At 67.7% G+C, this 20,237-nt stretch carries 22 protein-coding genes; 8 read left to right on the top strand and 14 right to left on the bottom strand.

Annotation, left to right across the window (positions count from 1 at the left end):
* Window positions 1-37: 37 nt before the first annotated feature.
* Window positions 38-211, bottom strand: a complete 174-nt coding sequence (locus tag K6T84_RS14265) for a DUF2613 domain-containing protein (RefSeq protein WP_224864060.1) — start codon at window positions 209-211, stop codon at window positions 38-40.
* A 63-nt stretch (window positions 212-274) separates the two neighbouring features.
* Here K6T84_RS14265 and K6T84_RS14260 point away from each other — a divergent pair, with 63 nt between their 5' ends.
* Window positions 275-1,453: a glycoside hydrolase family 3 N-terminal domain-containing protein gene (locus K6T84_RS14260; RefSeq protein ID WP_408066114.1), complete on the top strand. Its 1,179-nt coding sequence runs from the start codon at window positions 275-277 to the stop codon at window positions 1,451-1,453.
* 67 nt (window positions 1,454-1,520) lie between these two features.
* Window positions 1,521-2,147, top strand: coding sequence for a TetR/AcrR family transcriptional regulator (locus tag K6T84_RS14255; RefSeq protein WP_224864061.1), 627 nt, complete (start codon window positions 1,521-1,523; stop codon window positions 2,145-2,147).
* A 49-nt stretch (window positions 2,148-2,196) separates the two neighbouring features.
* On the opposite strand, the gene K6T84_RS14250 is transcribed toward K6T84_RS14255, so the two are convergent.
* Together K6T84_RS14250 and K6T84_RS14245 are read right to left on the bottom strand one after the other, a co-directional pair.
* Window positions 2,197-2,643, bottom strand: coding sequence for a type II toxin-antitoxin system VapC family toxin (locus K6T84_RS14250; protein ID WP_224864062.1), 447 nt, complete (start codon window positions 2,641-2,643; stop codon window positions 2,197-2,199).
* Complete coding sequence (locus tag K6T84_RS14245) at window positions 2,640-2,936, bottom strand: hypothetical protein (protein WP_224864063.1); 297 nt, start codon at window positions 2,934-2,936, stop codon at window positions 2,640-2,642. Before K6T84_RS14245 ends, K6T84_RS14250 begins: the two co-directional genes overlap by 4 nt.
* 57 nt (window positions 2,937-2,993) lie before the next feature.
* Between K6T84_RS14245 and K6T84_RS14240 the strand changes: the two genes are divergently transcribed.
* Both K6T84_RS14240 and K6T84_RS14235 read left to right on the top strand, forming a co-directional pair.
* Window positions 2,994-3,224, top strand: coding sequence for an antitoxin (locus tag K6T84_RS14240; protein WP_255612431.1), 231 nt, complete (start codon window positions 2,994-2,996; stop codon window positions 3,222-3,224).
* The gene (locus K6T84_RS14235) at window positions 3,221-3,610 is read left to right on the top strand and encodes a PIN domain-containing protein (protein ID WP_224864064.1); all 390 of its coding nucleotides are present in this window, start codon (window positions 3,221-3,223) and stop codon (window positions 3,608-3,610) included. The genes K6T84_RS14240 and K6T84_RS14235 overlap by 4 nt, the downstream gene beginning before the upstream one ends.
* Window positions 3,611-3,620: 10 nt before the next feature.
* On the opposite strand, the gene K6T84_RS14230 is transcribed toward K6T84_RS14235, so the two are convergent.
* Window positions 3,621-5,090: a PE-PPE domain-containing protein gene (locus K6T84_RS14230; RefSeq protein WP_224864065.1), complete on the bottom strand. Its 1,470-nt coding sequence runs from the start codon at window positions 5,088-5,090 to the stop codon at window positions 3,621-3,623.
* Between the two features lie 97 nt (window positions 5,091-5,187).
* Here K6T84_RS14230 and K6T84_RS14225 point away from each other — a divergent pair, with 97 nt between their 5' ends.
* Complete coding sequence (locus tag K6T84_RS14225; RefSeq protein ID WP_225401122.1) at window positions 5,188-5,790, top strand: TetR/AcrR family transcriptional regulator; 603 nt, start codon at window positions 5,188-5,190, stop codon at window positions 5,788-5,790.
* On the opposite strand, the gene K6T84_RS14220 is transcribed toward K6T84_RS14225, so the two are convergent.
* Both K6T84_RS14220 and K6T84_RS14215 read right to left on the bottom strand, forming a co-directional pair.
* Complete coding sequence (locus K6T84_RS14220) at window positions 5,785-6,627, bottom strand: MaoC/PaaZ C-terminal domain-containing protein (protein WP_225401937.1); 843 nt, start codon at window positions 6,625-6,627, stop codon at window positions 5,785-5,787. The genes K6T84_RS14225 and K6T84_RS14220 overlap by 6 nt on opposite strands.
* 2 nt (window positions 6,628-6,629) lie before the next feature.
* Entirely contained in the window at window positions 6,630-7,991 is a 1,362-nt protein-coding gene (locus K6T84_RS14215) for a 3-oxoacyl-ACP reductase (RefSeq protein WP_225401123.1), read from the bottom strand.
* 107 nt (window positions 7,992-8,098) lie between these two features.
* Between K6T84_RS14215 and K6T84_RS14210 the strand changes: the two genes are divergently transcribed.
* On the top strand, window positions 8,099-9,472 hold the full coding sequence (locus tag K6T84_RS14210) for an acetyl-CoA C-acetyltransferase (protein WP_224864068.1): 1,374 nt from the start codon (window positions 8,099-8,101) through the stop codon (window positions 9,470-9,472).
* A gap of 29 nt (window positions 9,473-9,501) precedes the next feature.
* Here K6T84_RS14210 and K6T84_RS14205 read toward each other — a convergent pair whose 3' ends face one another.
* The 3 genes from K6T84_RS14205 to K6T84_RS14195 all read right to left on the bottom strand — a co-directional run bounded on the left by K6T84_RS14205 (window position 9,502) and on the right by K6T84_RS14195 (window position 13,170).
* Window positions 9,502-10,212: a DJ-1/PfpI family protein gene (locus K6T84_RS14205; RefSeq protein WP_408066113.1), complete on the bottom strand. Its 711-nt coding sequence runs from the start codon at window positions 10,210-10,212 to the stop codon at window positions 9,502-9,504.
* Window positions 10,213-10,223: 11 nt separating this feature from the next.
* On the bottom strand, window positions 10,224-11,192 hold the full coding sequence (locus K6T84_RS14200; RefSeq protein ID WP_225401124.1) for a GlxA family transcriptional regulator: 969 nt from the start codon (window positions 11,190-11,192) through the stop codon (window positions 10,224-10,226).
* Between the two features lie 142 nt (window positions 11,193-11,334).
* Window positions 11,335-13,170: an acyl-CoA dehydrogenase gene (locus K6T84_RS14195; protein ID WP_224864071.1), complete on the bottom strand. Its 1,836-nt coding sequence runs from the start codon at window positions 13,168-13,170 to the stop codon at window positions 11,335-11,337.
* Between the two features lie 216 nt (window positions 13,171-13,386).
* Here K6T84_RS14195 and K6T84_RS14190 point away from each other — a divergent pair, with 216 nt between their 5' ends.
* Window positions 13,387-13,872 (top strand): flavin reductase family protein, encoded by a 486-nt coding sequence (locus K6T84_RS14190; RefSeq protein WP_225398115.1) that lies wholly within the window; start codon window positions 13,387-13,389, stop codon window positions 13,870-13,872.
* Window positions 13,873-13,879: 7 nt separating this feature from the next.
* On the opposite strand, the gene K6T84_RS14185 is transcribed toward K6T84_RS14190, so the two are convergent.
* A complete protein-coding gene (locus K6T84_RS14185; protein ID WP_225401125.1) occupies window positions 13,880-15,418 on the bottom strand; it encodes an HNH endonuclease signature motif containing protein in 1,539 nt (512 codons plus the stop codon).
* 74 nt (window positions 15,419-15,492) lie between these two features.
* Here K6T84_RS14185 and K6T84_RS14180 point away from each other — a divergent pair, with 74 nt between their 5' ends.
* Window positions 15,493-16,335 (top strand): inositol monophosphatase family protein, encoded by an 843-nt coding sequence (locus K6T84_RS14180; RefSeq protein WP_225401126.1) that lies wholly within the window; start codon window positions 15,493-15,495, stop codon window positions 16,333-16,335.
* A gap of 5 nt (window positions 16,336-16,340) precedes the next feature.
* Here the strand turns inward: K6T84_RS14180 and K6T84_RS14175 are convergent, their stop codons facing one another.
* From K6T84_RS14175 to K6T84_RS14160, 4 genes are all read right to left on the bottom strand, one after another.
* Window positions 16,341-17,096 carry a succinate dehydrogenase/fumarate reductase iron-sulfur subunit gene (locus K6T84_RS14175; protein ID WP_225401127.1) on the bottom strand — a complete coding sequence of 252 codons (756 nt, stop codon included), beginning with the start codon at window positions 17,094-17,096 and terminating at the stop codon, window positions 16,341-16,343.
* A complete protein-coding gene (locus tag K6T84_RS14170) occupies window positions 17,093-19,009 on the bottom strand; it encodes a fumarate reductase/succinate dehydrogenase flavoprotein subunit (protein WP_225401128.1) in 1,917 nt (638 codons plus the stop codon). The genes K6T84_RS14175 and K6T84_RS14170 overlap by 4 nt, the downstream gene beginning before the upstream one ends.
* 34 nt (window positions 19,010-19,043) lie before the next feature.
* Window positions 19,044-19,874, bottom strand: coding sequence for a succinate dehydrogenase subunit SdhC (sdhC, locus tag K6T84_RS14165; protein ID WP_224864077.1), 831 nt, complete (start codon window positions 19,872-19,874; stop codon window positions 19,044-19,046).
* 66 nt (window positions 19,875-19,940) lie between these two features.
* Complete coding sequence (locus K6T84_RS14160) at window positions 19,941-20,237, bottom strand: Rv0250c family protein (protein WP_224864078.1); 297 nt, start codon at window positions 20,235-20,237, stop codon at window positions 19,941-19,943.

Below are 20,237 nucleotides of genomic sequence, written 5' to 3'. Positions count from 1 at the left end.
CGCCGGCGGGTTGCCGGCGCCTGCCGACGTCCGCACGTCAGCCGCGGTTGCCGTATTCCACCCGGTTCAGCACCGAGGACTGCGGGTCGCCTCCGGAGAGCTGCGGCTTGGTGTCCTGCTGCACCATCAGCGTGACTCCGAAGACCGCGGCGGCACCGAGCAACACCCCGACGACGATGCTGATGGCGGCCGGCACCACGAATCGAGGCATGGTCGCCAAACTAGCATGCGGGCCTTGCGTGGCCGGTTGTTGCAGGCGTGACAGCATGGTGCGATGCCTCGATCGCTGACTCGACAACTGCCCGGTCTGCTGCTTGCCGCCGCGATGCTGCCCGCCTTGATGACGTCCTGCTCGTCTCGCACCGAGACATCCGAAGCGCCGGAGCAGGCCGCATCGTCAACGGCCACCACGACCGCCAAGCCGGTCGACCCGGCCTGCGAGAAACTGGCGGCGCTGCCGATGCGCGACAAGCTGGCGCAGCTGGTGATGGTCGGCGTTCGCGACGCCGACGACGCCCATGCGGTGGTGACCGACCACCATGTCGGCGGCATCTTCATCGGCAGTTGGACCGATATGTCGATCCTGACCGATGGCTCGCTCAAGCAGATCGCCGGTACCGGCGATCTGCTGCCGTTGGGCGTCAGTGTCGACGAGGAGGGCGGCCGGGTGGCGCGGCTGTCGTCGCTGATCGGCAAGGCGCCGTCGGCCAAGGAACTGGGCAGCAACCGTACTGTCGAGCAGGTCCGCGAGCTGGCGGCCGAGCGCGCCCGCAAGATGCGCGATCTGGGCATCACCGTCGACTTCGCGCCGGTCGTCGACGTGGTGGACGCCGACACCGACGAGGACAGCGTGATCGGCGACCGTTCGTTCGGCTCCGATCCGGCCAAGGTCACCGAGTACGCCGGGGCGTATGCGCAGGGCCTGCGTGACGGCGGACTGCTTCCGGTGCTCAAGCACTTCCCCGGGCACGGGCACGGATCGGGAGACTCGCACACCGCCGGAGCGGTGACCACTCCGCCGCTGGCACAGCTGCAGGACAACGACCTGGTGCCCTACCGCACGCTGGTCACCCAGGCGCCGGTGGCGGTCATGCTGGGCCACCTGGAGGTACCCGGTCTGACCGACGAGCCGGCCAGCTTGAGCCCGGCCGCGGTGAACCTGCTGCGCACCGGCACCGGCTATCACGGGCCGGCGTTCGACGGGGTGATCTTCAGTGACGACCTGTCGTCGATGGCCGCGATCGCCGACCATTACGGCGTGGCCGAGGCGGTACTGCGCAGCCTCAAGGCTGGTATCGACATCGCGCTGTGGGTGACCACCGACGAGGTGCCCGAGGTGCTGGATCGGCTGGAGAAGGCCGTCGCCGACGCCGAGCTCAAGGCCGAGGCCGTCGAGGCTTCGCTGGCGCGGGTGGCCGCGGTGAAGAAGCCCGGCCTGCACTGCCCGGCCTGACCGGACCGCCTATTGACGTTACTCATCGGTAAGATTGCGCCGGAGCGCGCGGAAGGACGTCGAAGCCATGGCAGCTGGCAGCAAGCGGTTACCGCGCGCCGTGCGCGAACAGCAGATGCTCGACGCCGCCGTGCAGATGTTCTCGATGAACGGCTACCACGAGACCTCGATGGACTCGATCGCCGCGGCCGCGCAGATCTCCAAGCCGATGCTGTACCTCTACTACGGCTCCAAGGAGGAGCTGTTCGGGGCATGCCTGGACCGGGAGCTGCGCCGCTTCGTCGAGGCGGTGCGCACCGACATCGACTTACAGCAGCCCCCGAAAGACCTGCTGCGCAACACGATCCGGTCCTTCCTGCACTACATCGACGCCAACCGGGCGTCCTGGATCGTGATGTACACCCAGGCCACCAGTTCGCAGGCGTTCGCCCACACCGTGCGCGAGGGCCGCGAGCGCATCATCGAGCTGGTCGGCCGGCTGCTGCGGGCCGGCACCCGAAACCCCGAGCCCGGCGTCGACTTCGACATGATGGCCGTCGCGCTGGTGGGTGCTGGCGAAGCGATCGCCAGCCGGGTCTCAACCGGCGACTCCGACGTCGACGAGGCGGGTCAGCTGATGATCGACCTGTTCTGGCGGGGCCTCAAGGGCGCCCCGGGCGGGCGCGACGGCGCGGAGAGCACCGCTGCCGGGTAAGTCCGTTCGGCTGATACCGACCGGAAGGGTTGCCTGTCACGCTGTGGATTCAGTGCTCAATCGCAGACGTCAGCCCTTCGGCTGCGGCAGCCGCGTTGAGCGCGTTGTCGTAGGCGAGGAATGCGATACCTTCTGGCACGGCGTTGGCCGCTGCCAGTGCGCTCGCGAGTTGTACCGCGTCGTAGGCACGTAGCCCGTGTACGCCCGCCAGGCGCGCGGCGGAGTCGAGGATGTTCGTGGAGACCGCAATGACTGAGAAGCGCGGCGGCTCAGTGCCATCGCCGAAGTAGTCCGCCTCGAAATCCGCGACGAGGACACCGGCATCGGATGCCGTGACCTCTCCCATCCGGTGCTTGCGCCACAGCGCGGCCGGGACCTCCACTCGGGCCAATTGGCTGACCACCAGATGCGAGTGTTGTCTGACGTCGGCCGGACCGTGCTCGTCTGCGTAGAGCTTGACGAGCGCGGACGAGTCGGCAAAGACGCCGGCACTCATCCCCGGCCGTGCGCGATCAGCTCGGACAGCGGGGTGCCTTCACCCGCACTCTTCCGTGCTCGCGCAACAGCATCACGATCCGGCCGGGTGTGTTGCTGTTGAGGCTCGACCAACAGTCCGGCCTGCGCAAGACGCTCACGAAGCCGCTCGACGTCATCGCCTTCGAGGGCGGGATCGGTTGCGGCACGAGCCAGTCGGCTTAGGTACTCGTTGAGGCTGCACCCCTGCCGCGCGGCCACCTGGCGTACGCGCTCGACGAGCTCGTCGGGCGCCCGCCACGTCACCTGAGTCATGCATGCATTCTAGCCCCCACGGTGTTGCATCATGTTGATGTGGCTATGATGCATAGCGTGCGTACTACCGTCGATCTTCCGCCTGAGATCCATCAACGGGTCATGGAGATTGCCCGGACACGAGGCCAATCGTTGTCGGCAACGGTGAGCGAGCTGACCGCACGAGGCCTCGGCCAGCTGGACGAACCGCTGCGGATCAGTGTCGATCACCGTTCCGGATTCCCGGTGGTGAGTATCGGCCGCAGGATCACAGCCGCGGACGTCCTTGAAGCCTTAGACGACGAGTGACGACATACCTGCTCGACGCCAATGTGCTGATCGCACTCACCATTGCCGAGCACGAACACCATGACCGCGCAACTCGATGGGCCGCCCAGGTCGATCGACTCGCCCTGTCTCCCATCGTCGAAGGGGCGCTCGTCCGATTCCTCGTTCGGATCGGCGAGAGCATCGGCGCGGCAACAGAATTGCTCCACGAGATCAAGCACCACCCCCGCTGTGACTTCTGGCCGGACTCGCTGTCGTACGCCGCTGCCGATCTGGCGCATGTACGTGGCCACAGACAACTAACCGACGCCTATCTGGCGTCTCTCGCCGAGGCGAATGGTGGCCTGTTGGCGACCTTCGATGCAGCCCTCGCCCACGCTATCCCCGACACCGTCGTGTTGGTTTGACGAGCGCGAGTCACGCCTGGAACAGATCCTGGATGGTCGCGGTGATGTCTGCGACTGCGCCGTTGAGTGCCAGGAACTCGAAACCTGCTGCCAGCGTGCCCAATCCGACCACGCCGGCCAGCGGTAGGCCGATCGCGTTGAGGATGTCGCCCTGAGCCAGTTCCTGCGCGAACACGCCGGCCGCATATGCCGGTGCGGTGGTGAGCATGGCGTTGAGGATGTCGGCGGTCGGCAGCAGCGCGGCGTACGCCGTGGAGGTGATGCTGGTGAACGCGTTGACGATGTCGGTCAAGCTGGGCATCGACATCGCCGCGACGTCACCGGTGCCGCTCAACAGATCTGCCGCACTCGGCAACGACAGGTGCGACAGGTCGTCGATGAAGTCGCTCACACCCTGCTGCGCCCCGGCGCCCAAGGCGGTGAAAACCTCACCCCAGTTGAGGTCGGTCGGGAACGCCTCGAACGGGGTGGCCACATCGGCCGGGCCGGCCGCCCAGCCGTCGGTGATGCTGCCGTAGCCCAGGTTCACCAGGATCCGCATGTCCGGTTCCAGCAGGTCGTAGAGCGGCTGGCCGATCACCGGGATCGACTGCAGCGGCATCAGCAGCGGCAGGATCTCGCTGGGAATCATGAAGTAGTGCGCGTTGCCGTCGTAACCCTCGCTCATCGGCATCTCGATGGCCGTCGCCAACTGCTCGGGTGTGAGCGTCGGATAGATCGTGTGCTCGTAGATGATGCCCAGCACGGCGTTGAGGTCGGACAGGAAATTGATCGGGTACTTCGGGAAGTCGGCGTAGCCGTCGTATTCCAGGGTGTAGACGGAGGTGGACCAGGGGGTGTCGTCGGGGATCGCACCGTTGAACGTGATGCCCAGGCTCGGAATGGTCGGGTAGCTGCCGTCATCGAGGACGTTGAAACGTTCGAACAGCCCGCCGTTGGGATTGTTGGGGGCGCCGAGCAGCACGAAGGACAGTTGGTCGGCGGTCGGACGTTGGTCGGCGGGCAGCGCCATCAGATCGCGCATCACCATGGTGGAGATGGTGCTGCTCTGCGAGTAGCCCAGTACGACGAGGTCGTTGCCCGCAGCGACCTGCTTGCTGATCGTGTCGTGCAGGATGCTGACCCCCTGGGCCAGCGACGGGTCCAGTTCCAGGCTCTTGACGCCACTGTTGGGGTAGAGGCCTTCCGGCGTGAACAGTCCGTTCGTGGCATCCACCGGGTAGCGGGGCTGGTCGGGAAAGAACGGGGTGGTGGGGTCGATGTAGCGGGAGAACAGCGCGTCGATGTAGCTCGGGGGAGGGATCGGCAGGCCGCTTCCGCCCATGATCCACGCCTCGGTGTCCAGCAGGTTCACTTGCGTCAAAACCGTCTTCGCCCCGGTGGGGACAGCCGGATTCGTCGCCGGCACTACACCCAAGGCGGCGGCGGACGTGATGGCCAGGGGCATGATGCCGAGGGAGTGAACGATCCGACCGGTCATGGCGCTTGTCCTTAGAATGATTCAAGACATGGTTGGCTGTTCACCTGAACAGTCAGATTAGCTGTGACGAAGCTGTCATTGCAATAGGGGAATCCATATGACGAGCGCCTCGCGGGCCGAACAGCGCGCCGCCACGCGGCAAGCCCTGGTGGGCGCGGCGGTCGAGCAGCTGCGGGCCGAGGGGATTTCCGCGGTGACCACGCGCCGGGTCGCCGGAGCCGCGGACGTCTCGCAGAGCACCGTGATGTACCACTTCCCGACCCGCGAGGACCTGGTGAATGCGGCGGTCGCCCAGCTCGCGTTCGAACTGGCCGATCAGGCCCGTGTGCACTTTGAGGAGACCTCCGCGGCCGACGCACTGGATCTGAGCGGTTACCTCGACCTGATCTGGCGTGAATTCACCACACCGCAAGCACTGTCGGTCGCGCACCTGTGGGCTGCGTGCTGGACCGACCCGAAGGTCGCCGAGACGGTGAAGTCGCTGGAGCAACACATCTTCGGGCTGGCGGTCGCCGCCGCCGAGGCGCTACCCGCCCCCGCCCCGGGTTTCGATGCGGCGGCCTACATGGACACCGTGGTGGTGCTGATCCGCGGACTGGTGATCTCGATCCCGGTGTGGGGGCTGGACTTCGTCAATGCCCACTGGGAGGTCAGCAAAGCCAATCTGCTGAAGGCGGCGGGATTCGCCGTCGCGCTATAGCGCCCGCAGTGCCCCGGTCAGATATGGGTAGCCCTTGGCGACGTTGCGCAGCGCCAGGTCCCAGCCGCCGTCGGCCTTGTCCACGTACAGGCCCGGACTGGCCGGCAGCAGCATCGGCTTGCCGAACCGCACCGAGTACTCCACCGCGTCCGGAAGCGCCCCCTCGACGTTCGCCAGCACCGCGGCCGCTGAGAACATCCCGTGCGCGATCACGGTCGGGAAGCCGAACAGTTTGGCGCCGATCGAACTGGTGTGGATCGGGTTGTGATCGCCGCCGGCAGAGGCGTAGCGCCGGATCTGGCCGGGGGTCACCCGCAGTACCGCATTCGGCGGGCCCAGCCTTGCCTGCTTGGTCGGCGGCGGCTTCGGCTCGTCGGACAGGCTGGTGCGCTGCTGGTGCAGGAACGTCGTCACCTGATGCCAAGCGGTGTCATTGCCGACGCTGATGTCGGTGACGATGTCGACCAGCAAGCCCTTGCGGTGCTCGCGCAGGTTCTCCGCGTGCGTGGCGACGCCGACGGTGTCGGTGACCCGGATCGGCCGGTACTGGGTGATCTTGTTCTCGGTATGCACCGAACCCATTGCGGCAAAGGGGAAGTCGAATCCGGTGACCAATGACATCACCGTCGGGAACGTCAGCGCGAACGGGTACGTCAGCGGCACCTGGTCGCCGAACTGCAGCCCCGTGACATCGGCGTACTCGGCGACGTGGCCGGGATCGATCGCCAGTTCCTCGACCCGCAGCGTGCGATCCGGCAGCGTGCCGGCGCGCGGGACGAACGGCAACGCCCCGGCTACCGCCCGCAACATGTTCTTCAACCCACTCGGCTGGCTCACCGTCATGCCCCCAACATGGCCTGGCCGCAGACCCGAATGGTGTTGCCGGTGACCGCATTCGACGCCGGGCTGGCGAAGTAGCCGATCAGCTCGGCGACGTCCACGGGCTGGCCGCCCTGGAACAGCGAGTTGAGCCGGCGGCCCACCTCGCGGGTGGCCAGCGGGATGGCTGCGGTCATGTCGGTCTCGATGAATCCGGGGGCCACCGCGTTGATCGTGATGCCCTTGCCGGCCAGCACCGGAGCCAGGGCCTCGGTCAGCCCGATCATGCCGGCCTTGGTGGCGGCGTAGTTGGTCTGGCCGCGGTTGCCGGCGATCCCGGCCATCGACGACAGGCCGATCACCCGGCCGCCCTTGCCGATGCTGCCATTGGCCACCAAGCCCTCGGTAAGACGTTGCGGGGCAAGCAGGTTGACTGCCAGGACCGCATTCCACCGGGCGTCGTCCATGTTGGCCAGCAGCTTGTCGCGGGTGATGCCAGCGTTGTTGACCAGCACATCGGCCTTGCCGCCATGCTCTTTGAGGTGCGCGGTGATCTGCTCGACGGCGTCGTCGGCGGTGACGTCCAGCGCCAGCGCGGTGCCGCCCACCCGGGCGGCCGTGGCCTCCAGCGCCTCGGCGGCCTGCGGCACGTCGATCGCCACCACCTTGGCGCCGTCGCGGGCGAACACCTCGGCGATGGTGGCGCCGATCCCGCGCGCGGCACCGGTGATGATCGCAACCTTGCCGTCCAGCGGGCGGTCCCAGTCGGCGGGGGCGTCGGAGTCGTCGGCGCCGACGTAGAACACCTGACCGTCGACGTAGGCCGAGCGGGCCGACAGGATGAACCGCAGGGTCGATTCCAGGCCGGTGGCGCCGGGCTTGGCCTCCGGCGACAGGTACACCAGCTGCACGGTGGCACCGCGCTGCAGCTCCTTGCCCAGTGACCGGGTGAAGCCCTCCAGCGCGCGCTGGGCGATCCGCTCGTCGACGCTGCCGGTCTGGTCCGGGGTGGTGCCGACGACCACGAGTCGCCCGCAGGCCCCCACGTTGCGCAGCAGCGGGGTGAAGAACTCATGCAGTTCGGTCAGGCCGGCCGGCGAGGTGATGCCGGTGGCGTCGAAGACCAGCCCGCCGAACCTGTCGGCCCACCGGCCGCCCAGGTTGTCGCCGACCACCTGGTAGTCCTCGGCTAGGGCGGTGCGCATCGGTTCGGCCACCCGGCCGTTGCCGCCGATCAGCAGGGGTCCGGCCAGGGCCGGCTCGCCGGCTCGGTAGCGGCGCAGTGTTTCGGCCTGGGGTACGCCGAGTTGCTTGGCCAGGAACGAGCCTGGGGCGGAGTTGACGATCTGGGACAACAGGTCCGACGGGACTTTGGGGGCCACTTAACTGCCTTCCATCTGGGTGCGCGCCTGGTCTAGGCCGCGGTGTCGACAACGAACTTACTCCAGAGTAAGAATACTGGGTAGTATCACCTCGACCGCCCCCGGCAATGCGGGGCGCCTCATCATCAGACGGAGAGATCGTGGCATCTGGACCTGCTGCTAAGCCCACATCCGCCGGCGAGCGTCGCCGCGTCGCCGTCCTCGGCGGCAACCGCATTCCGTTCGCCCGCTCCGACGGCGCCTACGCCAGCGCGTCGAACCAGGACATGTTCACCGCCGCCCTCGGCGGCCTGGTCGACCGATTCGGCCTGGCCGGCGAGAAGCTGGACGCCGTGATCGGCGGGGCGGTGCTCAAGCACAGCCGCGACTTCAACCTGATCCGCGAGTGTGTGCTCGGCTCGGCCCTGTCGCCCTACACCCAGGCGTTCGACCTCCAGCAGGCCTGCGGCACCGGCCTGCAGGCGGCGATCTGCGCCGCCGACGGTATCGCCGCGGGTCGTTACGAAGTGGCCGCCGCCGGCGGTGTGGACACCACCTCCGACGCTCCCCTGGCGATCGGCAACGAACTGCGCCGCACGCTGCTCGCGCTGCGCCGGGCCAAGACCAACGTGGCGCGCCTGAAGCTGGTCGGCAAGCTGCCGGCCGCCCTGGGCGTGGAGATCCCTGCCAACAAGGAAGCCCGCACCGGGCTGTCCATGGGAGAGCACCAGGCGATCACCACCAAGCAGATGGGCATCAAGCGCGTCGACCAGGACGAGCTGGCCGCGGCCAGCCACCAGAAGATGGCCGCCGCCTATGACCGCGGCTTCTTCGACGACCTGATCACTCCGTTCCAGGGGCTCTACCGCGACGACAATCTGCGGCCCGGTTCCAGCCCGGAGAAGCTGGCCACCCTGCGGCCGGTGTTCGGCGCGAAGGCCGGCGACGCCACCATGACCGCGGGCAACTCCACCCCGCTCACCGACGGCGCGTCGGTGGCGCTGCTGGCCAGCGAGGAGTGGGCGGCCGCGCACAAGCTGACCCCGCTGGCCTACTTCGTGGACTCCGAGACCTCGGCGGTCGACTACGTCAACGGTCCGGACGGGCTGCTGATGGCGCCCACCTACGCCGTGCCGCGGCTGCTGGCCCGCAATGGTCTGACCTTGCAGGACTTCGACTTCTACGAGATCCACGAGGCGTTCGCCTCCACCGTGCTGTGCCACCTGGCGGCGTGGGAGTCCGAGGAGTACTGCAAGGGACGGCTGGGGCTGGACGGCGCGCTGGGCGCCATCGACCGGTCCAAGCTCAACGTCAACGGCTCGTCGCTGGCGGCCGGACACCCGTTCGCGGCCACCGGCGGTCGGATCGTGGCGCAGGCCGCCAAGCAGATCGCCGAGGCCAAAGCCGCTAAGAAGGGCGCCTCGAAGAACAAGCCGGTGCGGGCGCTGATCTCGATCTGCGCCGCCGGCGGTCAGGGCGTCGCCGCGATCCTGGAGGGATAGTCCCGGCCCCGCCGCTGGACTGAGGGGATTCAGCGGCGGGCTCGCGCCGCGCTGATCGCCCGGTCCCACAGCAGCAACGCGGTGGCCTTCAACGGTTCCGGCTTGGCCAGGTCCCTGGTGATCAGCGCAGCGGCGGCCGCCTTGGTCTTCGCCGACGCCTTGGACATGTGGCCGGAGTCGAACGGCGGCTGCGGGTCGTACTCGATCAGCAACTGGATGGCTTCGGCGCGCCCATCGCCGACGATCTGCGCCGCCAGCCACAGCGCGAGATCGATCCCGGCGGATACGCCTGCGGCGGTGACGACGTCGTCTTGGCGCACCACGCGTTCATCGCGGACCGGAGTGGCTCCGAAGGCTGTCAGGGCGGTCAATGCCGACCAGTGCGAGGTCGCTCGCTTGCCCGCCAGCAGCCCGGCGGCGGCCAGGACCACCGACCCGGTGCACACCGAGGTGGTCCAGGTGGCTGTCTGGTGAGCCCGGCGCAGCCAGTCCAGTAGGCCGGTGTCCCGGGCGGCCGCCGCGGAGCCCGGCCCGCCGGGCACCAGAATCACGTCGGGGGAAGGTGTTTCGTCGAAGGAATGGGTGGCGCCGACGATCAGCACCCCCGAGTCGGCGGTGATCGGCCCCGGCTCGTGCCAGACGAACCGCACCCGCGCATCGGGCAGGTTGCGCAGCACCTCGTAGGGGCCGATGAAGTCCAGCGCGGTGAAGCCGGGGTAGAGCACGATCGCGATCTGCATGATGCGTCCTTTCAGGCGAAGGTCTTGCGGTAGTGGTCGGGGGAGACACCGAGCCGACGAATGAAGGTGCGGCGCAGGGTCTCTGCGGTGCCGAAGCCGCAGCGGCCGGCGATGGCGACGACGGTGTCGTCGGTCTCTTCGAGCTGGCGCCGTGCGGCCTCGGTGCGTACCCGCTCGACGTAGGCGCCGGGCGCCAGGCCGACCTCGTCGGTGAAGACCCGGGTGAAGTGCCGTGGGCTCATCGCGGCCGCGGCGGCAAGATCGGGAATGCGGTGCGCCCCACCGGGTTGGCTCTCGATCAGCTCCTGCACGTCACGGATCGGCCGGCGACGGGCCCGGGGCAGCCAGACCGGGGCGGCGAACTGGCTCTGCCCGCCCGGACGGCGCAGGTAGAGCACCAGCCAGCGGGCCACGTTCTGTGCCACCTCGATGCCGTGGTCGTCCTCGACCAGCGCCAGCGCCAGGTCGATTCCGGAGGTGACGCCCGCCGCGGTCCACACCGCCTGCGAGCTCCGCAGGAAGATCGGCTCCGGATCGACTGTGATCGAGGGGAATTCGCGTGCCAGCTGGTCTGCGAAGGCCCAATGGGTGGTGGCGCGGCACCCGTCGAGCAGCCCCGCCGACGCGGCCAGGAAGGCGCCGGTGCACACGCTGATCACCCGCCGGCTGTGCGCTGCGGCGGTCCGGATCCAGGCCAGCAGCTCCGGGTCGGAGCGGGCCGCGTGGACGCCGGTGCCGCCGGGCAGCAGCACGGCATCGAAGCCATCGGTGGGGTCGGGCAGCGCGGCGGCCGCCAGGGCCGGGCCGCAGCTGGTGGCGATGGGCCGGCCGTCGGCGCTGGCCACGGTGATGTCGTAGCCGTCGTCGCCGCGGCCGGCGCCCAACAGCGCCAGCGAGGCCCCGGCGAACACCTCGGAGGGCCCGAACACGTCCAGCGACTGGACGCCCGGGTAGCCCAGAATGACGATCTTGCGTCTCACCCGATCAGTGTCGACTGCGCGGCATGATGGCGTCTACGTCATACATCCCACGAATCAGGACAGGCGCCCGGACGGACTCCGGAAAGGCAGCAGGCCCCCGGGGGATCTCCCCGAGGGCCTACGCGGTCTTGATAGGGCGGGCTCAGAAGGCCGCTTCGTCGAGCTCCATGATCTCGTTGTCGATGCCTTCGAGCACCCCGCGGGTGCTGGTCAGCAGCGGCAGGAAGTTCTTGGTGAAGAACGACGCCACCGCGATCTTGCCCTCGTAGAAGGCCCGGTCGTCACCCTCGGCGCCGGCGTCGAGCTTCTCCACGGCGACGGCCGCCTGGCGGGCCAGCAGCCAGCCGATGACCAGGTCACCGACGCTCATCAGGAAGCGCACCGAACCCAGCCCCACCTTGTAGATGCTGGAGATGTCCTCCTGCGCGGCCATCAGGTAGCCGGTCAGGGTCGCCGCCATGGCCTGCACGTCGGCCAGCGCGGTGGCCAGCAGCTCACGCTCGGCCTTGAGCCGGCCGTTACCGGTCTCGTTGGAGATGAAGGACTCGATCTCGCCGGCGACGTGGGCCAGTGCCTGACCCTTGTCCCGGACGATCTTGCGGAAGAAGAAGTCCTGCGCCTGAATCGCGGTGGTGCCCTCATACAGCGAGTCGATCTTGGCGTCGCGGATGTACTGCTCGATCGGGTAGTCCTGCAGGAAGCCCGAACCGCCCAGGGTCTGCAGGCTCTCGGTGAGCTTGGCGTAGGCCTGCTCGGAGCCGACACCCTTGACGATCGGCAGCATCAGGTCGTTGATCCGGACCGCCAGGTCGGCGTCCACGCCGTGCAGCGCCTCGGCGACCGCGGCGTCCTGGTAGCTGGCGGTGTAGATGTATAGCGCCCGCAGACCCTCGGCGTAAGCCTTCTGGGTCATCAGCGACCGGCGGACGTCCGGGTGGTGGGTGATGGTCACCCGCGGCGCGGCCTTGTCGGTCATCTGGGTCAGGTCGGCGCCCTGCACGCGCTCCTTGGCGTACTCCAGGGCGTTGAGGTAACCGGTGGACAGCGTGGCGATGGCCTTGGTGCCCACCATCATCCGGGCCTGCTCGATCACGTCGAACATCTGCGCGATGCCGTTGTGCACCTCGCCGACCAGCCAGCCCTTGGCCGGCACCCCGTGCTGGCCGAAGGTGAGCTCACAGGTGGCCGAGACCTTCAGGCCCATCTTGTGCTCGACGTTGGTGACGAAGGCGCCGTTGCGCTCGCCGATCTCACCGGTCTCGAAGTCGAACAGGAACTTCGGCACGAAGAACAGCGACAGGCCCTTGGTGCCCGGCTTGGCGCCCTCGGGGCGGGCCAGCACCAGGTGGAAGATGTTCTCGAACAGGTCGTCGGAGTCCGCCGAGGTGATGAATCGCTTCACGCCGTCGATGTGCCAGGAGCCGTCGGACTGCTGGACGGCCTTGGTGCGGCCGGCGCCGACGTCCGAGCCGGCGTCCGGCTCGGTGAGCACCATGGTGGAGCCCCAGCCGCGCTCGGCGGCGATCACGGCCCACTTCTTCTGCTCTTCGGTGGCGACGTGGTAGAAGATGTTGGCGAATCCGGCGCCGCCGGCGTACATCCACACCGCCGGGTTGGCGCCCAGGATGTGCTCGTGCAGCGCCCACATCAGCGCCTTGGGCATGGCCATGCCGCCCAGGGCCTCGTCGATGCCGACCCGGTCCCAGCCGCCTTCGAGACAGGCGCGCACCGACTTCTTGAAGGACTCGGGCAGGGTCACCGAGTGGGTGGCCGGATCGAACACCGGCGGGTTGCGGTCACCGTCGACGAACGAGTCAGCAATCGGGCCCTCGGCCAGCCGGACCATCTCACCGAGCATCTCGCGGGCGGTGTCGATGTCGAGGTCGGCGTACTCGCCCTGACCGAAGACCTTGTCCAGGCCGAACACCTCGAACAGGTTGAATACCTGGTCACGGACATTGCTCTTGTAGTGGCTCACTACTTCCTCCTCATGGAATGCCACCTGCGGTTGGGTACTCAGGCTTAAGTTACCCACCAGTAACGTGCCCTGAAATATACTCCCTGGAACCGGCAGCGCAAGCCAGTGTGAGCTACCTGTCATCGACTAATTAACCAACCGGTTGGTCTCACTCCCGGGGAGGTCCTGATCACGGGCCGTCCGGCGCCGCTGACCTGCGGCGGGTAAGGTTCCACCGTGACCTCTGCGAACAAACTGGATCCGTCGTCGCTGAGGGAGGCGTTCGGTCATTTCCCCACCGGCGTGATCGCCATCGCCGCCGAGGTCGACGGTGTCCGGGTCGGCCTGGCCGCCAGCACCTTCGTCCCGGTATCCCTGGACCCGCCGCTGGTGTCCTTCTGTGTGCAGAACACCTCGACCACGTGGCCCAAGCTCAAGGACTCACCCCGGCTGGGGATCAGCGTGCTCGGCGAGGCCCACGACGTCGCGGCGCGCTCACTGGCCGCCAAGACCGGTGACCGGTTCGCCGGGCTGGAGACTGTCACCAGCGAAGGTGCGGTGTTCATCAAGGGCACCGGGGTGTGGCTGGACAGCGCGATCGAACAGCTGGTACCCGCCGGCGACCACACCATTGTGGTGCTGCGGGTCTCGAATGTGACGGTTGATCCGGAGATCGCGCCGATCGTGTTTCACCGCAGTTGTTTTCGCCGACTCGGGGGCTAGTGGTCGCCTAGAAGGGTGGCGGGTCGTCCTCGGCGCCGCCGGGCGCGACCTTGGGGAACATCGCGGCGCTGCGGGCGGCAAGGCGGGCTTCGCGGGCTCTGCGGTTCTGGTTGCGTTCGGTGTTGATGCGCGCTGCACGGTTCTGGGCGCGGGTGCGCCGGCGCCGGGGCATCATCGCCGAGCGTTCCGCGCACCGATCATCCGGCTGCGGCTCGGGTGGGGCGAGGTCCCCGGTGGGCGCACAAAGGCTGGGGAACAGTAGCGCGCTGCCCGGCATGGTGACATAGATCTGGCCCGATGGTGCGGCCAGGATCAACGTTCCGTCCGGAAGCTGTTTCTCTTGCCAGCCCCAGAACGTTTTCGCCAAATGGTGTGTGCGGCAATAACATTTCAGGTTCGACGCATGGGTCGGGCCGCCATCGGTGTAGGGGATCGTGTGGTCGATGTCGCACTTGATTGCCGGCACATCGCAACCGGGCCAGCGGCAGGTCAGATCCCGGCACCGCACAAACGCCGCCAACGCCTTCGAGGGCACATATCGGGCCTCGGGCGGGGCATCGCCGGGATGCACCAACGCCACCAACCGCGCCGAGGCGGCCAACTCGGCGATCAGCTCCGGCGGCACCAGCCCGTCGGCCTCCACCAGCCATCCCGGCTTGTCACCGGTCCCGTCGACGGTGGCCTGCTCGGCGATCACGTGAATGACCACCAGCGAGGCACCGGGTCGCGAACCCACCGGGCAGTCGGCCCGCCCGCACCGGCACCCCAGCCGATCCGCCCGCGCAGTCAACGCCCCCATCGCGTCCGCACGCCGCTGCTCACGACTGCGCGGATCATGCTCACAGACGGTGGCCGCCAACGCATCCAACGCCTTATCCAATGCGCGGGCATCGACGGTGAACATATGGCCGTAGATCTCCGAGAGCCCGCCCTGTTGATCCTGAAACCCGATCTCGCGTTCGCCCTGCCGCTCCTTGCGCCGCCGCACCGCGTCCCGATCGGCTTTCGCCACGATCTTGTCGATCTTGCCGGCCAACCGACTCGCCGTCAGCGACGGCCAGCGTGGCACCGCGAGCGCCAACGCGGCATCGACTGTTGCCAGCACCTGCCCATCGGTGATCAGATCCGTGCGATACACAATCGTCTGAAACAGCCGCAGACCGATATCCCCGGCCTTGAACACCTCAGCCACCTGCGGCAACCGCTCCCGCATCGCCCGGGCATAGCACAGCCGACTGCCCGCCAACCCCTGACTGATCCGCAACGCCGCCGCCACCTCAGCGGCCACCGCCGCCTCGGTATCGACCGCCCACTCCTGCGTCTCACCACAGTGACTCAACCGCAACGCGAACAACTCTCCGATCGCCACCAACTGGGCCGCCGCCGCCCGGTTCTCCGCCCGAGCCGACGCACAGATCCGATCCACCAACGCCGCCGACTCCGGCGTCGTGCGCGGATGACGCTGCAAAAACCACGCACTGAACCGCGCCACTGAATCCAGGGTGGGTCCGGTGGGAGGTGCCGCCGGCGCCATCGAATCGAACATGTGTTCGAGTATACCTGAATTCACGACATGGGGCGAAGGTGCGGTCGTCCCAGCGGATGTGTTGCTATGGGCTGATGGCGACCCTGCACAGTGACCCCGGGAAGTTGCAGGCCACGGCCGAGGCGCTGGTGGCTGAGGCGGCCGAATTCGTACGGTGCCGCCGCGCCGAGGTGTTCGGTGCCGACGCCCCCGACCCCGATATTCAGACGAAGAGCACCCCGACCGACCCGGTCACCGTGGTCGACACCGAGGCCGAGCGCCTGATCCGGGACCGGCTGGCCCAGTTGCGGCCCGGTGATGCGGTACTCGGCGAGGAGGGCGGCGGCGACGACGGCGCGGGACCCGTGACCTGGGTCGTCGACCCGATCGATGGCACCGTCAACCTCATGTACGACGTCCCGGCCTATGCGGTGTCGGTGGCGGCGCAGGTCGGCGGGGTGTCGGTGGCGGGCGCGGTCGCCGACGTGGCCGGTGAGCGGATCTACTCCGCCGGTGTCGGGCTGGGTGCGCACGCCCATGACCGGCACGGCACCACGAGGCTGCGTTGCAATGAAGTCAGTGCATTGCCGTTGGCCTTGCTGGGCACCGGATTCGGGTATTCGGCCGGCCGCCGGGCGGTGCAGGCGGCGCTGATAGCCCGGTTATTGCCGGCGGTGCGCGACGTGCGGCGGATCGGCTCGGCCGCGCTGGACCTGTGCATGGTGGCGGCCGGACGGCTCGACGCCTACTACGAGCACGGCATCAACCTGTGGGACCACGCCGCGGGATCGCTGATCGCCGCCGAGGCGGGTGCCCGGGTGCTGTTGCCGAACCCGGAGGTCGACGGAGCGGTGATGGTCGCTGCAGCGCCGGGCATCGCCGACGAACTCCTCGCGCTGCTGGATCGCGAGGGCGGGTTGGAGCCGATCCCCCGGTAGGGCCTTCAGTCGGACTTGCGGCCGAAGATCTTCCGGCCGAGCCAGACGACCGGGTCGTAGCGGTTCCCGGCCACCCGTTCCTTCATCGGGATGATGGCGTTGTCGGTGATCTTGATGCCTTCCGGGCAGACCTCGGTGCAGCACTTGGTGATGTTGCACAGCCCGAGCCCGGCGTCGTCCTGGGCGAAGTCGCGCCGATCGGCGGTGTCCAGCGGATGCATCTCCAGCTCGGCGAGCCGGATGAACATCCGCGGGCCGGAGAACCGGGGCTTGTTCTCCTCGTGGTCCCGGATGACGTGGCAGACGTTCTGGCACAGGAAGCATTCGATGCACTTGCGGAACTCCTGCGAGCGCTCCACATCCGCCTGCTGCATGCGGTACTCGCCGGGCTTGAGCCCTTCCGGCGGCTTGAAAGCCGGCATTTCGCGGGCCTTCTCGTAGTTGTAGGACACGTCGGTGACCAGGTCCCGAATCACCGGGAAGGTCCGCACCGGGGTGACCGTGACGGTCTGGCCCGGTTCGAACATCGACATCCGGGTCATGCACAGCAGGCGCGGGAACCCGTTGATCTCGGCCGAACACGATCCGCACTTGCCGGCCTTGCAGTTCCACCGCACCGCCAGGTCCGGAGTCTGGGTGGCCTGTAGCCGGTGGATGACGTCGAGTACCACTTCGCCCTCGTTGACCTCGACGGTGTAGTCCTGCAGACCGCCGCCTTCGGGGTCGCCCCGCCAGACGCGCATGTTCACGGTGTTGGTCATCTCGCGCTCCGTCCCGGGTGCCCAGCCAACTCTTCGTCGGTGTAGTACTTTTCGAGCTCGCCGATCTCGAACAGCTCCAGCAGGTCCTCGCGCATCCCCGACTGCGGTTCGCGGGTGATGTTGATGTCGGGGACGGCGCTTTCGTCGGCGACTCGGCAGACCAGCAGGGTCTGACGCCAGCCCGAGTCCATACCCGGATGGTCGTCGCGGGTGTGGCCGCCGCGACTCTCCGTGCGCAGCAGCGCCGCCTTGGCCACGCACTCGCTGACCAGCAGCATGTTGCGCAGGTCGACGGCGAGGTTCCAGCCCGGGTTGTACTCCCGGCCGCCCTCGACGGCGACGTTGGCGAACCGGGCCTTGAACTCCTCGAGTCTGGTCAGCGCCTGCTCCAGCTCGCTGGCGTTGCGGATGATGCCAACTAGATCGTTCATCGACTGCTGCAGCTCGGAGTGCAGCGTGTAGGGGTTCTCGGCTGTGCCGGCGGGACGCTCGAACGGCGCCAGCGCCAGCGCCGCCGCGGCGTCCAGTGCCGCCGGCGTGACCGACGGCCGATTGCTCAGCTGCCGAACGTATTCCGCGGCGCCCAGACCGGCGCGACGGCCGAACACCAGCAGGTCCGACAGCGAGTTGCCGCCCAGCCGGTTGGAGCCGTGCATCCCGCCGGAGCATTCGCCGGCGGCGAACAACCCGGGCACCGCCGCGGCGCCGCTGTCGGGGTCGACCTCGATGCCACCCATGACGTAGTGGCAGGTGGGGCCGACTTCCATGGGGCCCTTGGTGATGTCGACCTCAGCGAGCTGCATGAATTGGTGGTACATCGAGGGCAGTCGGCGTTTGATCTCCTCCGGTGTGAGCCGGGAGGCGATGTCGAGGAAGACCCCGCCGTGCGGCGATCCTCGACCGGCCTTGACCTCGGAGTTGATCGCCCGGGCCACCTCGTCGCGGGGCAGCAGGTCGGGGGTGCGCCGCGCCGAGTCGTTGTCCTTGAGCCACTGGTCGGCTTCGGCCTCGGTCTCTGCGTACTGGCCTTTGAACACCGGCGGGATGTAGTCGAACATGAACCGGGTCCCGTCGGAGTTCTTGAGCACCCCGCCGTCGCCGCGCACGCCCTCGGTGACCAGAATCCCCTTCACGCTGGGCGGCCACACCATTCCGGTCGGGTGGAACTGGACGAACTCCATGTTGATCAGGCTCGCTCCGGCACGCAGCGCCAACGCGTGTCCGTCGCCGGTGTACTCCCAGGAGTTCGAGGTCACCTTGAACGACTTGCCGATGCCCCCGGTGGCCAGCACCACCGCCGGCGCCTCGAACAGCACGAACTTGCCGCTCTCGCGCCAGTAGCCGAAGGCGCCCGAAATAGCGCCGGTGGCTTCATCTTTGAGCAGTTCGGTGATGGTGCACTCGTGGAAGATCTTGATCCGGGCCTCGTAGTCACCGAACTCGGCGTGATCGTCCTGCTGCAGCGAGACCACTTTCTGCTGCATGGTGCGGATCAGCTCCAGGCCGGTGCGGTCACCGACGTGCGCCAGCCGCGGATAGGTGTGGCCACCGAAGTTGCGCTGGTTGATCTTGCCGTCTTTGGTGCGGTCGAACAGGGCACCATAGGTCTCCAACTCCCAGACCCGCTCCGGTGCTTCCCGGGCGTGCAGCTCGGCCATCCGCCAGTTGTTGAGGAACTTGCCGCCGCGCATGGTGTCGCGGAAGTGCACCTGCCAGTTGTCTTTTTCGTTGACGTTGCCCATCGACGCCGCGCAGCCGCCTTCGGCCATCACGGTGTGCGCCTTGCCGAAGAGCGACTTGCACACCACCGCCACGCTCAGGCCCTGCTGGCGGGCTTCGATGACCGCGCGCAGTCCCGCGCCGCCGGCACCGATCACGACTACGTCGTAGGAGTGCCGTTCGACTTCAACCATGAATTCTCGATTACCCTTCGTGTGTTTGCGGAGCTCAGCCGATGAAACGGAAATCGGTGATGACGCCGCTGGAGACCATCCAGATGTAGAAGTCGGTGAAGGCCAGCGTGCCCAGTGTGATCCAGGCGAACTGCTGGTGCCGGCCGTTGAACCAGCTGATCTTCGTCCAGAACCAGTAGCGGATTGGGTGCTTGGAGAAGTGGTTCAACCGGCCGCCGAAGACGTGTCGGCAGGAGTGGCAGCCGCCGGTGTAGGCCCACAGCATGGCCACGTTGGCCAACAGCACGATGTTGCCCACGCCGAATCCGAATCCTCCAGGGCCGTCATCGGAGTGCAGCGCGACGATCGCGTCGTAGGTGTTCAGCGCGGCCAGCGCGAAGGCGGCGTAGAAGAAGTAGCGGTGGGTGTTCTGCATGATCAGCGGGAACCGCGTCTCGCCGGTGTAGTGGGCCCGGGGCTCGGGGACCGCGCACGCCGTCGGCGACTGCCAGAATGCCCGGTAGTAGGCCTTGCGGTAGTAGTAGCAGGTGAGCCGGAAGCAGAGTAGGAACGGCAATACCAAGGCGCCCAACGGGATCCATCGAGGGAACTCCGGCAGCCAGACGCCGAGGTGGCTGGAGCCCTCTACGCACGACGCGCTGATGCACGGAGAGTAGAACGGTGTCAGGTAGTGGTACTTGTCCACCCAGTAGCCGCTGCCCCAGAACGACCGGATGGTGGCGTAGATGATGAACGCGTCCAGGCCGAGGTTGACCCGCAGCGGCGACAACCACCATCGGTCGCTGCGCAGGGTGCGGTTGGCGATCCGCGCCCGAGTCGCCGAGAAGACCCCGGTTCCTGGTCGGTTCACGGCAGGTGCGCTCATCTAGGGGTTCCCCTTCGGCTGGATTCGTCGGAGGGCGCCCCTATGCAAGCAGCACCCGGTATGGGTTCAGTACCTGCCTTGGCCGCCGACGCCCTCGTCGTCGACGTCGCGCCAGAACTCGCTGTCGTACTCGGTGTCGGGGATGGCGATCTTCTCGTGGGCGCGCTCGGCGGCCCAGCGCTCCAGATCGAGTTCGCCGGCGTCTGATTCCAGGAGTTGGACGTCGGTGAGGATGCGCTCGGCGTCCATCTCGATGCGGCGCATTCCGGGGATGTCGCCGAAGCGGGTCTTCAACCCCAGCACGCAGCGCCGCAGGTCGCCGATCAGGGCGTGTAGTTCGGCGAGTTCGGTAGTGCTCGACAC

It is taken from the genome of Mycobacterium zoologicum (assembly GCF_020181635.2).
In the GTDB taxonomy this organism is placed as follows: Bacteria; Actinomycetota; Actinomycetes; order Mycobacteriales; family Mycobacteriaceae; genus Mycobacterium; species Mycobacterium zoologicum.
The sequence above is the reverse complement of the archived record's forward strand: the minus strand, read 5'-3'. Positions and strand labels throughout refer to the sequence as shown.

Coding starts and splice junctions, on each gene's coding strand:
- K6T84_RS14210 (WP_224864068.1), top strand. CDS start 8,099: ATGCGGGGCGCCTCATCATCAGACGGAGAGATCGTGGCATCTGGACCT.
- K6T84_RS14205 (WP_408066113.1), bottom strand. CDS start 10,212: ATGCAGATCGCGATCGTGCTCTACCCCGGCTTCACCGCGCTGGACTTC.
- sdhC (WP_224864077.1), bottom strand. CDS start 19,874: ATGAGCGCACCTGCCGTGAACCGACCAGGAACCGGGGTCTTCTCGGCG.
- K6T84_RS14170 (WP_225401128.1), bottom strand. CDS start 19,009: ATGGTTGAAGTCGAACGGCACTCCTACGACGTAGTCGTGATCGGTGCC.
- K6T84_RS14265 (WP_224864060.1), bottom strand. CDS start 211: ATGCCTCGATTCGTGGTGCCGGCCGCCATCAGCATCGTCGTCGGGGTG.
- K6T84_RS14250 (WP_224864062.1), bottom strand. CDS start 2,643: ATGAGTGCCGGCGTCTTTGCCGACTCGTCCGCGCTCGTCAAGCTCTAC.
- K6T84_RS14260 (WP_408066114.1), top strand. CDS start 275: ATGCCTCGATCGCTGACTCGACAACTGCCCGGTCTGCTGCTTGCCGCC.
- K6T84_RS14230 (WP_224864065.1), bottom strand. CDS start 5,090: ATGACCGGTCGGATCGTTCACTCCCTCGGCATCATGCCCCTGGCCATC.
- K6T84_RS14225 (WP_225401122.1), top strand. CDS start 5,188: ATGACGAGCGCCTCGCGGGCCGAACAGCGCGCCGCCACGCGGCAAGCC.
- K6T84_RS14180 (WP_225401126.1), top strand. CDS start 15,493: ATGGCGACCCTGCACAGTGACCCCGGGAAGTTGCAGGCCACGGCCGAG.
- K6T84_RS14185 (WP_225401125.1), bottom strand. CDS start 15,418: ATGTTCGATTCGATGGCGCCGGCGGCACCTCCCACCGGACCCACCCTG.
- K6T84_RS14175 (WP_225401127.1), bottom strand. CDS start 17,096: ATGACCAACACCGTGAACATGCGCGTCTGGCGGGGCGACCCCGAAGGC.
- K6T84_RS14255 (WP_224864061.1), top strand. CDS start 1,521: ATGGCAGCTGGCAGCAAGCGGTTACCGCGCGCCGTGCGCGAACAGCAG.
- K6T84_RS14245 (WP_224864063.1), bottom strand. CDS start 2,936: ATGACTCAGGTGACGTGGCGGGCGCCCGACGAGCTCGTCGAGCGCGTA.